This is a genomic window from Arthrobacter yangruifuii, from assembly GCF_009192775.1.
GTDB lineage: Bacteria > Actinomycetota > Actinomycetes > Actinomycetales > Micrococcaceae > Arthrobacter_B > Arthrobacter_B yangruifuii.
Genome location: NZ_VTFX01000003.1, coordinates 166,155 through 178,644, shown reverse-complemented (window position 1 = coordinate 178,644; position 12,490 = coordinate 166,155). Strand labels below are relative to the sequence as shown.

General features: G+C 66.7%; 13 protein-coding genes. 1 reads left to right on the top strand and 12 read right to left on the bottom strand.

All coding sequences use genetic code 11. The features are described from left to right. Window positions 1-93: 93 nt before the first annotated feature. Entirely contained in the window at window positions 94-1,290 is a 1,197-nt protein-coding gene (locus GD627_RS07520; protein ID WP_152271993.1) for a PrsW family intramembrane metalloprotease, read from the top strand. A 132-nt stretch (window positions 1,291-1,422) separates the two neighbouring features. On the opposite strand, the gene nusB is transcribed toward GD627_RS07520, so the two are convergent. From nusB to rpsD, 12 genes are all read right to left on the bottom strand, one after another. Beyond that, window positions 1,423-1,833 carry a transcription antitermination factor NusB gene (gene nusB, locus GD627_RS07515; protein WP_146361849.1) on the bottom strand — a complete coding sequence of 137 codons (411 nt, stop codon included), beginning with the start codon at window positions 1,831-1,833 and terminating at the stop codon, window positions 1,423-1,425. Further along, window positions 1,830-2,393: an elongation factor P gene (efp, locus tag GD627_RS07510; protein WP_152271992.1), complete on the bottom strand. Its 564-nt coding sequence runs from the start codon at window positions 2,391-2,393 to the stop codon at window positions 1,830-1,832. Before efp ends, nusB begins: the two co-directional genes overlap by 4 nt. A gap of 106 nt (window positions 2,394-2,499) precedes the next feature. Further along, the gene (gene aroB, locus GD627_RS07505) at window positions 2,500-3,621 is read right to left on the bottom strand and encodes a 3-dehydroquinate synthase (RefSeq protein WP_146361847.1); all 1,122 of its coding nucleotides are present in this window, start codon (window positions 3,619-3,621) and stop codon (window positions 2,500-2,502) included. Further along, entirely contained in the window at window positions 3,622-4,164 is a 543-nt protein-coding gene (locus tag GD627_RS07500) for a shikimate kinase (protein WP_152271991.1), read from the bottom strand. Continuing rightward, window positions 4,154-5,362: a chorismate synthase gene (gene aroC / locus GD627_RS07495; protein ID WP_152271990.1), complete on the bottom strand. Its 1,209-nt coding sequence runs from the start codon at window positions 5,360-5,362 to the stop codon at window positions 4,154-4,156. Before aroC ends, GD627_RS07500 begins: the two co-directional genes overlap by 11 nt. 32 nt (window positions 5,363-5,394) lie before the next feature. Beyond that, window positions 5,395-6,267, bottom strand: coding sequence for a shikimate dehydrogenase family protein (locus GD627_RS07490; protein ID WP_246165382.1), 873 nt, complete (start codon window positions 6,265-6,267; stop codon window positions 5,395-5,397). Further along, window positions 6,268-7,470 carry an endolytic transglycosylase MltG gene (mltG, locus tag GD627_RS07485; protein WP_152271989.1) on the bottom strand — a complete coding sequence of 401 codons (1,203 nt, stop codon included), beginning with the start codon at window positions 7,468-7,470 and terminating at the stop codon, window positions 6,268-6,270. Then, window positions 7,467-8,036 (bottom strand): Holliday junction resolvase RuvX, encoded by a 570-nt coding sequence (gene ruvX / locus GD627_RS07480; protein ID WP_152271988.1) that lies wholly within the window; start codon window positions 8,034-8,036, stop codon window positions 7,467-7,469. Before ruvX ends, mltG begins: the two co-directional genes overlap by 4 nt. A gap of 1 nt (window position 8,037) precedes the next feature. After that, window positions 8,038-10,731, bottom strand: coding sequence for an alanine--tRNA ligase (gene alaS, locus GD627_RS07475; RefSeq protein ID WP_146361842.1), 2,694 nt, complete (start codon window positions 10,729-10,731; stop codon window positions 8,038-8,040). Between the two features lie 94 nt (window positions 10,732-10,825). Then, the gene (locus GD627_RS07470) at window positions 10,826-11,080 is read right to left on the bottom strand and encodes a hypothetical protein (RefSeq protein ID WP_246165381.1); all 255 of its coding nucleotides are present in this window, start codon (window positions 11,078-11,080) and stop codon (window positions 10,826-10,828) included. Between the two features lie 36 nt (window positions 11,081-11,116). Beyond that, the gene (locus tag GD627_RS07465; protein ID WP_146361841.1) at window positions 11,117-11,491 is read right to left on the bottom strand and encodes a DUF948 domain-containing protein; all 375 of its coding nucleotides are present in this window, start codon (window positions 11,489-11,491) and stop codon (window positions 11,117-11,119) included. A gap of 227 nt (window positions 11,492-11,718) precedes the next feature. After that, entirely contained in the window at window positions 11,719-12,345 is a 627-nt protein-coding gene (rpsD, locus tag GD627_RS07460; protein WP_146361840.1) for a 30S ribosomal protein S4, read from the bottom strand. Between the last annotated feature and the right edge of the window lie 145 nt (window positions 12,346-12,490).

Below are 12,490 nucleotides of genomic sequence, written 5' to 3'. Positions count from 1 at the left end.
ACCAAGCTATCACAGGGCTCGCCGCGGCCCTGTTCCGTGACGGGGATATGACAGGGGTGGAACTATCCTGACAACTATGGACAGACCGAGCGCATGAGCACACCCCGGATTGCCCCAGGCCAGCACCATCCCGCGCCTCCGGGCTACGGTTCGGCACCCGTGCAGGCGTTCTGGACGCCGCCTCCGGCACTGCGCCGCGACAAGGGGCTGGTGGCCACGGTGGTGCTGATTGTGCTGTCTGCGGCGGCCCTGGCCTGGGTGGGAATGTTCCTGCTGGACAGCCTGGGCCCGCCGGCCTTCATTGTCTGCGGGCTCCTGGCCCTGGTGCCGCTGGGCATCTGCGTGCTGGGTATCTGGTGGGTGGACCGGTGGGAGCCTGAACCGCGCAGCACCCTGGTGTTCTCTTTCCTCTGGGGTGCCGGCGTTTCGGTGGCGATTGCCCTGCTGGTGGGGCCGTACTTCACGTTCGCCCTGCTGGAGCTGGTGCCGTACGGATCCGCGGATGCTCTGGGTGCGGTGATCCAGGCACCGGTGGTGGAGGAAACCGCGAAGGGCCTCGGCATCCTGCTGCTTCTGGTGGTGCGGAGGCGGATTTTCGACGGGCCGGTGGACGGCATAGTCTTCGCGGCCGCGGTGGCTGCCGGATTCGCGTTTACGGAGAACATTCTGTATTTCGGCTCGGCGCTGCTCGCTGCCGGAACCGAGACCGTGTATCAGCTCGGTTTCACCTTCATTCTCCGCGGGCTGCTCTCTCCCTTCGCCCACGTGCTGTTCACTGCCTGTACCGGGCTGGCCCTCGGCCTGGCCGCACGCCGCGCCGGCAACGCGTGGATCCTGCCGGCCTTCGTGCTCGGCCTGATTCCCGCGATTCTGGGGCACATGCTGTGGAACGGCGGCCCCGCGTTCCTGTTCGGAAACTTCTTCGTCTTCTACTTCCTGCTCCAGGTTCCGTTCTTCGCCGCGGCGGTGACCGGCGTGTGGCTGCTGCGCCGTGCTGAACAGCGCCTGACCCTGCGCCGGCTGCAGGAATACGCCGCTGCAGGCTGGTTTGCCCCCGCTGAAGTGGCGATGCTGGCCACCGGTGCCGGCCGCCGGCAGGCGATGCGGTGGGCACGGGCCACCGGAACGGCGCCGGCCATGAAGGAATTCATCCGGCGTGCCACCCGTCTGGCGCTGACCCGCCAGCAGATTGCCGCCGGCCGTGACGTCCCCGCCAACCAGGAATACGAGCGGACCCTGCTCGGAGAAGTCACCGGAATCCGGGCGGCCATGCTGGCCGGGCAGCCCTGACCAGCCGCATGCGACGAAGGCAGTACCGAGGTCAACGCAGGGCAGTACCGGCGTCAACGCAGAAAAGACCGGCGTCAACGCAGAAAAGACCGGCCCAGAGGGCCGGTCTTTTCCGGAAAGTGCGGGTCCCGGCTAAGCCAGGAGGGAGGGCTTCAGTTCCTGCAGCCGTCCCAGCAGTCCGTTGATGAAGGCCGGGGATTCATCCGTGGAGAGCGCTTTCGCCAATTCCACGGCTTCGCTGATGGCCACCTTGTCGGGAACCTCGTCATTGTAGAGAAGTTCCCACGTGCCCAGGCGGAGAATGATGCGGTCCACCGAAGGCATGCGATCAAGCGTCCAGCCCTGCGAATACGTGCTCAGGAACTCGTCAATCTGCTCCTGCATCGCGACCACGCCTTCCACCAGGTCCATGGTGTAGGGGTTGATGGTCTGGTCGGTCTTTTCGCGGCGGGCCCGGATGGCATCGAAGGCCGAAACCGAACGCTGTTCGGCTTCGAAAAGGACCTCCAGTGCCCGGGTCCGTGCTTTACTGCGTGCGCTCACTCGTTAACGCGTCCCAGGTAGTCGCCGGTGCGGGTGTCAACCTTGACCTTGGTGCCCTGCTCCAGGAACAGGGGCACCTGGATCTCGTAGCCGGTCTCGATCGTGGCCGGCTTGGTGCCGCCGGTGGAGCGGTCGCCCTGCAGGCCCGGCTCGGTGTAGGTGATTTCCATGGTGACCGACGGCGGCAGTTCGATGTACAGCGGCGAACCTTCGTGGATCGCGATGGTGACCATCATGGACTCGAGCATGAAGTTGGCGTTGTCGCCGACAATCTTGCCCGGAACCGTGAGCTGGTCGAAGTCGGAGGTATCCATGAAGACGTAGTCTTCGCCGTCCTGGTACAGGTACTGGTAATCGCGGCGGTCCACCGTCGCGGTTTCAATCTTGATGCCGGCGTTGAACGTCTTGTCCACTACCTTGCCCGAGGTCACGTTGCGCATCTTGGTACGGACGAACGCACCACCCTTGCCCGGCTTCACGTGCTGGAACTCGATGATGCTCCAGAGGTTGCCTTCAAGCTTCAGCACGGTGCCGTTCTTGATGTCGTTGGTCGTCGCCACAGTTTCTCTTCCGTTGTCCGTCAGTCGTTAGTCGAAGCACGTTCTAAACCGGTCCGTCGACTGTTTTATTCAAGTCCGTCGACTATTCTACCCGCTCGCGCGGAGCCTACAGGCTGAGGCGGATTCCGCCCTGCGGCTCCGAGGCGATTTCCTGATACGCGGCGAAGAGCAGCGAGGTATCCGGCACCTCGAGCATGGAGGGCTTCGCCAGCCCGTCCAGGACCACGAAACGCAGCAGGTCGCCCCGGGATTTCTTGTCCCGCCGCATGCCGTCCAGCAGGGCGGACCATCGGTCCTTCCGGTACGTGACGGGCAGGCCCAGCGAGGTGAGGATCTCCTTGTGCCGGTCCGCCGTTGCGTCGTCGAGCCGGCCGACCATACGGCCCAGCTCGGCCGCGAACACCAGCCCCACGGACACCGCCGCACCGTGGCGCCACTGGTAGCGCTCGGCCAGTTCGATGGAGTGGCCCAGGGTGTGTCCGTAATTCAGGAATTCACGGCGGCCGGATTCGCGCAGGTCCGCGGAGACGATTTCCGCTTTGACGCGGATGGAGCGTTCCACGAGTTCGCGGACGACGTCGGAGCCGCCGTCCGCCACGGCCTCCGGGTTCGCTTCCACCAGGTCCAGGATGGCGGGGTCGGCAATGAAACCGCATTTGATGACCTCGGCCATACCGCTGAGCAGCTCGTTCTTCGGCAGCGTGGCCAGGGCGTCAAGATCGGCCAGGACTCCGGCCGGCGGGTGGAACGCGCCCACCAGGTTCTTGCCTTCGGCGGTGTTGATACCGGTCTTGCCGCCCACGGCGGCGTCCACCATCCCGAGCAGGGAGGTGGGGATGTGCACCACCTTGATGCCGCGCAGCCAGGTGGCGGCAACAAAGCCGGCCAGGTCGGTGACGGCGCCGCCGCCCACGGCCACAATGGCGTCGGACCGGGTGAAGTCGTTCTGCCCCAGGACCTGCCAGCAGAAGGACGCCACCTGGATGTGCTTGCCCTCTTCCGCATCCGGGATCTCGGCGGTCACTGCCGCCAGCCCGGTGGCGGCGAGTTCATCGCGGACGGTGTCTCCGGTGGTGCGCAGGGCGCGGGGATGGATGACCAGGACGCGGCGCACGCGTTCACCGAGCATCTCCGGCAGCCGGCCCAGCAGGCCGTTCCCCACCACCACGTCGTAGTTGTCTGCGGGGGCGGAGCCGGTCACCGGGATGATCGTCGGTTCGGAGGGCATCTAGTCTTCTCCTTTAGTGAGGACGGAAGTCAGCCGGTCAATGATGGCCGGAACAGTGAGTCCCCTGGTGTCGATGGTGATGTCGGCCAGGGATTCGTATATGGGACGGCGGATGTCCGCCAGCTCCTGCCAGCGCCGGACCGGGTCCGGTGCCAGCAGCGGGCGGTGGCCCGAACGGGTGATGCGCGGCAGCACCGTGGCAAGGTCCGTATCCAGAAACACTACCGTGGCCCGGCCCAGCAGCTGCTGGGTACCGGAGTCCAGGACCGCGCCGCCGCCCAGCGAAATCACGGCGGGAACCCGTGCCTCAAGCGCTGCGGCAACGGTCCTCGCCTCGACCTCCCGGAAATAGTGTTCGCCGTAGGCGCTGAAGATGCCGGCAATGGGTCCGTAGCGTGCCACGACGGCTTCATCCGTGTCCACGAACGGCATTCCCTGCCGGCTGGCGAACCCGCGTCCCACCACAGACTTCCCTGCCGCCATAAAACCCATCAGGACCAGGTGCCCTTCGGGGCTCCACCTGCGTCCGCGGTTAGGGGACATCGGTACCGGTGGATTCCAGAGGCTGCGGGATGGCAGCCAGGTACGCGTTCAGGTTCCGTGCGGTCTCCGGCACCGAGTCCCCGCCGAACTTCTCCAGCACGGCCTCGGCCAGGACCAGGGCCACCATCGCTTCGGCCACGACTCCTGCCGCAGGGACCGCGCAGACGTCGGACCGCTGGTGGTGGGCGCGCGCCGGCTCGGACGTGCGGATGTCCACGGTGCGCAGCGCCCGCGGCACGGTGGCAATGGGCTTCATGGCAGCCCGCACCCGCAGCAGCTCGCCGATGCTCATGCCGCCTTCGATTCCGCCGGCGCGGTTGCCCGAACGGACCACCCGGCCGGAGGCGTCCTGCAGGATTTCATCGTGAGCGGCGGAACCGCGGCGGGTGGCGGTGAGGAACCCGTCCCCCACTTCCACGCCCTTGATGGCCTGGATGCCCATCAGGGCGCCGGCAATCCGGGCGTCCAGCCGGCGGTCCCAGTGCACATAGCTGCCCAGTCCGGGCGGCAGCCCGTACGCCAGCACTTCCACCACTCCCCCGAGCGTTTCGCCTTCCTTGTGGGCGGCATCCACTTCGGCCACCATGGCCGCGGACACGGCCGCGTCGAAGCAGCGCAGAGGGTCGGCGTCGAGGGCGTCGACGTCGGCGGGCAGCGGCAGGGCCGCGTCCCCGGGGGTCATGACGCCGGCTATGCCGACGGTGTGGCTGACCAGTTCAATGCCCAGCTGTTTCAGGAAGGCGGACGCTACCGCGCCGAGCGCCACGCGGGTGGCGGTCTCCCGGGCGCTGGCGCGTTCAAGGACGGGGCGGGCCTCGTCAAAGCCGTATTTCTGCATGCCGGTGAAGTCGGCGTGCCCCGGACGGGGACGGGTGAGGGGCGCGTTGCGCGCGGAATCGGCGAGGACCTCCGGGTCCACGGGATCGGCTGCCATCACCTGCTCCCACTTGGGCCACTCGGTGTTGCCGATTTCAACGGCCACGGGGCCGCCCTGGGTTGTACCGTGGCGGACGCCGCCGAGGATGCGGACGGCATCCTGTTCAAACTTCATCCGGGCGCCGCGGCCGTAGCCGAGCCGCCGGCGGCTCAGGGCCTCGGAGATGAGAGTGCTGTCCACTTCCACTCCGGCGGGCACGCCTTCAATAATTCCAACCAGGGCAGGGCCGTGGGATTCACCGGCAGTCAACCAACGCAACATGCTTTCAATACTGCCATGCCCGGCGCGGGCGTTCAGCGCCGGGGGATTCCGACGGCGTCACACATCACGTTTGTGACGCCGGGTTCATCGGTAAAGGCTTCCCCGGTGAACAGTTTGACCTGCTCCACTGCCTGGTACAGCAGCATTTCGATGCCGGGGGCCACCGTGCCGCCCAGACCGGCCCAGGCTGCCGCGAGCCGGCTGGGCCAGGGATCGTAGGCGACGTCCAGAAGAACCGCGCCCGGGCGCACCGCGGAGACGGCCTCCGCCAGCGTGTCGGCACCGTGCGGGGGCAGCGTGCAGATGACGACGTCGGCGTCGGAGCAGGCGGCCGCGGCGTCCTCCCACGGGCGTGTGCGCACCGTGACTCCGGTGGCCCGGCCGGCTTCACGCACTCCGGCCCGGCCGGCGGCCGCTTCCGGGATGCGCCGGGCGCAGACGTCCACGCCGGCGGCGTCGAGCTGGGCCAGCGCCGCCACGGCTGCGCACGCGGTTCCGCCGGCGCCCAGAATGACGGCGCGCGGCCGGCTCACGGCGCCGGCGTGCCGCAGGGCCCCGACGATGCCGGCCACATCGGTGTTGTGTCCGGTCAGCACCGTGCGGGAACTCCGGCGGCTGAACGTTACGGTATTGAGCACCCCGAGGGCCTGCACCAGCGGCCCAACCTCATCCATGAGGGCCACCATGACGGCCTTCAGCGGCATGGTCACCGACAGGCCGGTCCAGCCCGCCTGGCCGCGGAGGGAAGCCGTCAACCCGGCGGCTTCCTCTTCGCGGACGTCTATGGCCTCGTAGCTGCAGGCGAACCCCAGATGGGCGTACGCAGCCCGGTGCAGGAGGGGGGACTTGGAATGGCCGATCGGGTGTCCCAGGACGGCTGCGCGCCTCAGGGCCTGATCATCCACTTATCCGCACCGCCCGGGTTTTTGCTTGCTGCACCAGTTCTGGTATTCCTCCACGTATTCGAGGTGCTCCGCGTACGTGGTGGAGAACTTGGTTTCGCCGGTATCCAGGTTGACGGTCACCCAGTAGAAGTACGGGACGTCGTCCGGGTTGGCTGCCGCGTCGATGGCCTCACGGCTCGGCGAGCCGATGGGGCCGACGGGCAGGCCGGGGTTCGCGTACGTGTTGTACGGGTTGGACTTGTCGTCCTTTTCCTCGGGGGTGAGTTCGTAGCTCTTGCGTCCCAGGCCGTAGGTCACCGTGGCATCGGACTGGATCAGCCCGCTGGTTTCCTTATTGTCCGGACCCAGGCGGTTCTCAATGGAACCGGCAACCGAACCGTAGTCGGCTTCCCCGGCTTCGGCCTGGATGATGCTGGCCTTGGTCAGGACCCGGTACTGCTCGGCGGGGTCGATGATGCCGGCGTCTTCGAGCTGGGCGAAGGTGTTGTCCACCATCTCGGTGATGATTTCGGTGGCGGTTTTGTCCACGTCGAAACGGTATTCGCCCGGGTGCAGGTAGCCCTCAAGGCTCACTGCTTCGGCGGGCAGACCGAACTGCTGGGGACTGGCGGCCAGCGCCTGGAACTCGGACAGAGGAATGCGGGTGGAGGTGTTCAAGACTTCGAAAACCTCGTTCTGGCGCAGGTCCCGGGCCACCGCCGCGTAATGCACCTGGTTTTCGCCGTCTCCCAGCAGGGCGTCCACGGCGGCCGAAGAGGACATCTGGTACTTCATTTCGTACGTGCCGGGCTGGATCTCCCGGCCGTCGGACTGTGCCGTGAAGGCGTCCACGAATTTCTTGGACGTGGCGACGATGTCTTCGGACTCGAGTTTGCCGCCGATCAGCAGCGGCCCGTCACCTTCTGCAACGGTAAAAGCCACGGTGCCGCTGCCTGCACCCTCGTAGTCCTGGGCCTCGTTCATGCCCAGCAGGTCCCGCAGGAACATGATGAGACCGAAGACCACGCCGGCGAAGACGACCAGCACCGTGAGCATCACGACGGTGCGGCGCCGGCGGCGCCGCTGCTTGTCCTCGCCGGGCCGCAGCCCGCGGCCGGGCAGCTCGGACGTCTCTTCGAAGAACCGGCCCACGGGCAGGTTCTCCACGCTGGACTGCCCGGGTTCCGGCTCCGCGGTCGGATACTCGGAATGTCTATGGCTCACGGCGTGATACCGCCTTCACGCTCGATGTCCTGCGAAATGTCGAACTCCTCGGTCGGGGCCGGCGTTCCGCCTGGGCGGTGCGGCCGGCTAAGTGTAACCAGCTCCCCTACGTCCCGGTTCAGGGACCGCTGTGTGTCAATAGACTGCTGCAGAATGGCCACCGCTGCCGCTTGATCCACCACTGTACGGTGGTTTCTGCTGTTCATTCCAGCTTCACGCAGTGATCGGTGCGCGGAAACCGTAGTCAGGCGTTCATCCACGAGCCGCACCTGCTGGTCCTGCCCGGCGTCGGCCAGGGCACGGACCAGCGTCTGCGCGTAGTCGCGCGCCATCCGGGTGGAGGCGGTTTCTCCGCCGCTCAGGCTGCGCGGGAGGCCGACGAAAATTTCAACGGCCTCCCGTTCCGCAGCTTCACGGACCACCACGCGGATGTCACTGTTTTTCTTCGCGTCCCGTTTCAGCGTCTTCACCGGCATGGCCAGGACGCCGTCGGGGTCGCTGGCGGCGAGGCCGACCCGAACCAGGCCGACGTCGACGCCCAGCTTCACGCCGCGCAGACCGGCCAAGCTAGGCCCGCCCGGCCACGGCTCCGCGGATGGCCGTCAGGGCCTCCGCGATTTTGCCGGTGTCGGAGCCGCCGCCCTGGGCAACGTCATCCTTGCCGCCGCCGCCGCCGCCGAGCACACCGGCGGCGACCTTGACGAGAGCGCCGGCCTTGACGCCGGCACTGCGGGCACCTTCGTTGGTCGCCACAATGACGACGGGACGGTTGTTGGAGGCACCGGCCACGGCCACGACGGCCGGTTCGCTGCCCAGGCGGGAGCGCAGGTCCAGGGCCAGGGTGCGCAGGTCATCCGCGCCCCCGACTTCACCGGCGTCGTGGGCCAGCAGCCGGACACCGTCAACATCCACCGCGGTGCCGGTGAGGGCGGCAGCGGAGGCAGCCAGCTGCTCGCGGCGCAGCCTGTCCAGTTCCTTCTCGGTGGACTTCAGCTTGGCCAGGGTGGCGGCAAGCCGGTCCGGCAGCTGTGCCGACGGAACCTTGAGCATCTCGGAGAGTTCGTTCACCAGTGCCCGCTCGGCAGCCAGGTGGCGGAAGGCGTCCATACCGACGAAGGCTTCGACACGGCGGTTGCCGGATCCCACGGACTGCTCGCCCAGCAGCGTCAGGCTGCCGATGCGGGAGGTGGAGGCCACGTGCGTGCCGCCGCAGAGTTCGCGGGACCAGTCGCCGTTCATTTCCACCACGCGCACGGTGTCGCCGTAGGCTTCACCGAACAGGGCGGTGGCGCCCAGGGCCTTCGCCTCCGCCAGGGACATGATCTTGGTTTCGACCTGGTAGTTGCTGCGGATCGCCAGGTTGGAAACCTCTTCGATTTCGGACTTCGCGGCGTCGGAGAGGCCTTCGCCCCAGGAGAAGTCGAAGCGCAGGTAGCCGGCCTTGTTGAAGGAGCCGCGCTGCAGCGCCTCCGGGCCGAGGATCTGGTGCAGGGCTGCATGCACAATGTGCGTGCCGGAGTGTGCCTGCTCGGCTTCGTGGCGGCGCTGGGCGTCGACGGCGGCCAGCACCTGCGCGCCGGCGGCGATTTCGCCTTCGCGGACAATGGCCTTGTGCACGCTCAGTCCCTTGACCGGGCGCTGGACGTCCTGCACCTCGAGGACGAAGCCGTCACCGGTGATCAGGCCCGTATCGGCCGCCTGTCCGCCGGCTTCGGCGTAGAACGGGGTCTCATCCAGGACCAGGGAGATTTCCGATCCCTGTCCGGCATATTCCACCCGGGAGTTTCCGGAAATGATGCCGCGGACCGTGGATTCGGTGCTCAGCTCGTCGTAACCGGTGAAGACGGTATTGCCGGCAGCCAGCAGTTCGTTGAACACCGACATGTCGGCGTGACCGTGCTTCTTGCCGCGGGCGTCGGCCTGGGCGCGCTTGCGCTGCTCGGACATCAGGGACCGGAAGCCGGCCTCGTCCACCTTCAGCCCCGCTTCCTCCGCCATTTCCAGCGTGAGGTCGATGGGGAACCCGTAGGTGTCATGCAGGGCGAAGGCTTCTTCGCCGCTCAGCGGGGTGCCGGCGGCCTTGGACTCCTTGACGGCTTCTTCCAGGCGCTCGGTGCCGGAGGCGATGGTCCGCAGGAACGCCTTTTCCTCGGCGTAGGCGATGCGGCTGATCCGGGCGAAGTCGGTGTCGACCTCGGGGTAGGTGCCCTTCATCGCGTCCCGGGAGACGGGCAGCAGTTCGGGCAGCACGGCGGTTTCCACACCCAGCAGGCGCATGGCGCGCACGGCACGGCGGATCAGGCGGCGCAGCACGTAGCCGCGGCCTTCGTTGGAGGGGCTCACGCCGTCGGAGATCAGCATCAGGGCGGAGCGGATGTGATCGGCCACCACGCGCATCCGGACGTCGTCCGTGTGGTGCGGGTCGGACGGGTCCTCGGCGCTGGTGTACGTCTTGCCGGAAAGCTCGGCGGCCTTGTCCAGCACGGGACGGACCTGGTCCGTCTCGTACATGTTCTCCACGCCCTGCAGGATCATGGCGAGGCGTTCCAGTCCGAGGCCGGTGTCGATGTTCTTCTGCGGCAGTTCGCCGGCAACATCGAAGTCCGTCTTGGAGCGGACGGCGGAGAGCTGGTACTGCATGAAGACAAGGTTCCAGATCTCGATGTAGCGCGTCTCGTCGACGGCGGGGCCGCCTTCCTGCCCGTAGGCCGGGCCGCGGTCATAGTAGATCTCGGAGCAGGGGCCGCCGGGGCCGGCCTGGCCGGTGTTCCAGTAGTTGTCGGCCTTGCCGGTGCCGATAATCCGCTCGTTGGGGATGCCGATCTTGTCCCGCCAGATGGCACGGGCTTCGTCGTCGCGCTCGTCGCCGTCTTCGTAGACGGTGACCCAGAGGCGCTCGGGGTCCAGGCCGAAGCCGCCCTTATCAACCTCGGAGGTCAGCAGCTCCCACGCGTAGGTGATCGCTTCTTCCTTGAAGTAGTCGCCGAAGGAGAAGTTGCCGGCCATCTGGAAGAAGGTGCCGTGACGGGCGGTCTTGCCCACTTCTTCGATGTCCGCGGTGCGGATGCACTTCTGCACGCTGGTGGCCCGGGGATACGGGGCCTTTTCCCGGGCGGTGAGGTAAGGGATGAACGGCACCATGCCGGCCACGGTGAACAGCAGCGAGGGATCGTTGGAGACGAGCGACGCCGAGGGCACCACCGTATGTCCCTTATCGCTGAAGTAATCCAGCCAGCGGCGTGCAATCTCGTGGGACTTCATGGTGCTTCTATACCCTTCCGGTAATGATGGTTCAGCATGCAGGTGGAACTGCGTGCGTGGTGCTGTGCTGCCAGCGATGAAGAAGTACCGGCGCTCAGCGGCGCATGGACCTCAGCGTCTCGGTGATGTTCTCGGGGGTGTCCAGTCCGAGGGCGGCGCGCAGCTCACCCTCGCGCTGGCCCATACCCTCGCGCAGGGCCTCGGCAAAGCCCTGCACCACGCCCGCGGCGGAATCCACGGCACGGTTGATACCCGCCTGGCTCAGGCTGGCCTTGGCCTCCGAAACCCGGCGGACGGCAATGACGCCGATGGCGACGCCGATGGACATCCAAAATACGCGCTTGATCATGGCTGGCTCCTGTAGTTGTTTGAGTGTGCTCGCAGCCTAGCGGCTGCGGCGTCCGCGGCCGGCGGTCCTGCGGGAGGCGAGGGCCGAGCGGACACCGTAGCTGAAGGCCGAAACCTTGATCAGCGGAGAACCTACCGTGGCCGCCACCAGGGAGGAGAGGGCGGACAGGTTGGCCGAGGCGTCCGAGACATTCGAGGAGATGCCGTCCACCTTCTGCAGCTGCAGGTTGGTGGTGGACACCGTGGTGGTGACCTCGTCTATCAGCGGCGTTGTTTCCTCGCTGAGGGTCCGGATGGCGGTGCGCATCTCATCAAAAACCTTTCCCAGCTTCCAGACGGGAACGGCCAGCAAAGCGACCAACACGGCAAACACACCGGCCGCGATCAGACCGGCTATATCTCCACCCGACATGGGACTCCTTTTACGCAAAAATTGTGGTTCACATCACCGTGACCGGCTCTGCCCGCGAGTCCCTGCCTGAAAACAGCTAAAGACCCCGCTATGTACCTTACCTACTGCTGCCCCGCGGCACTTACTTTTGACGCGTGCGCCACGTGGGGGAAATCTGCTCCGGACAACGGAACAGCCCGCGGCGCAGGGCCGCGGGCTGTTCAGTAAACGGAAAAGAATTCCCGTTATTAGCGTGCGTAGTATTCCACGACGAGCTGCTCTTCGCAGGTCACGGGAACTTCCGAGCGCTTGGGGCGACGCACGAGGCGTGCCTGCAGCTTGTCCAGGGAAACATCGAGGTAACCCGGAACGGCGGGCAGGACGTCGCGGTGGGCGCCGGCTGCGGCAACCTGGAACGGCGTCATGGTCTCGCTGCGCTGGTGCACGTGGATGAGCTGGCCTTCGGAAACGCGGAAGGACGGGCGGTCCACGCGGGCGCCGTCAACCAGGATGTGGCGGTGCACAACCAGCTGGCGGGCCTGGGCGATCGTGCGGGCAAAGCCGGCACGCAGCACGAGTGCGTCGAGACGCATTTCGAGCAGTTCGATCAGGTTTTCACCGGTCAGGCCGGCGGTGCGGCGGGCTTCTTCGAAGACACGGGTCATCTGTGCTTCGCGGATGCCGTACTGGGCACGCAGACGCTGCTTTTCACGCAGACGTACCGCGTAGTCGCTGTCCTGCTTGCGACGGGCGCGGCCGTGCTCACCCGGGGGGTAAGGCCGACGCTCGAAGTACTTTGCTGCCTTGGGGGTCAAAGCAATGCCGAGGGCGCGCGATGCGCGTGCCTGCCGGCGTGCACGTGTGTTGTTAGCCACGTTCACCTTTCACTGTTTGGCGGTTTGGCCACGGCGGTGCTGCATGCCGTGACTGCTGCGAAATATGCTGGCCTCCATGAGGGAGAGCTCCGGCCAACCGCTGCCGTCTGCTACAGACCCGAACTCCGGACACACCACTGCCGCC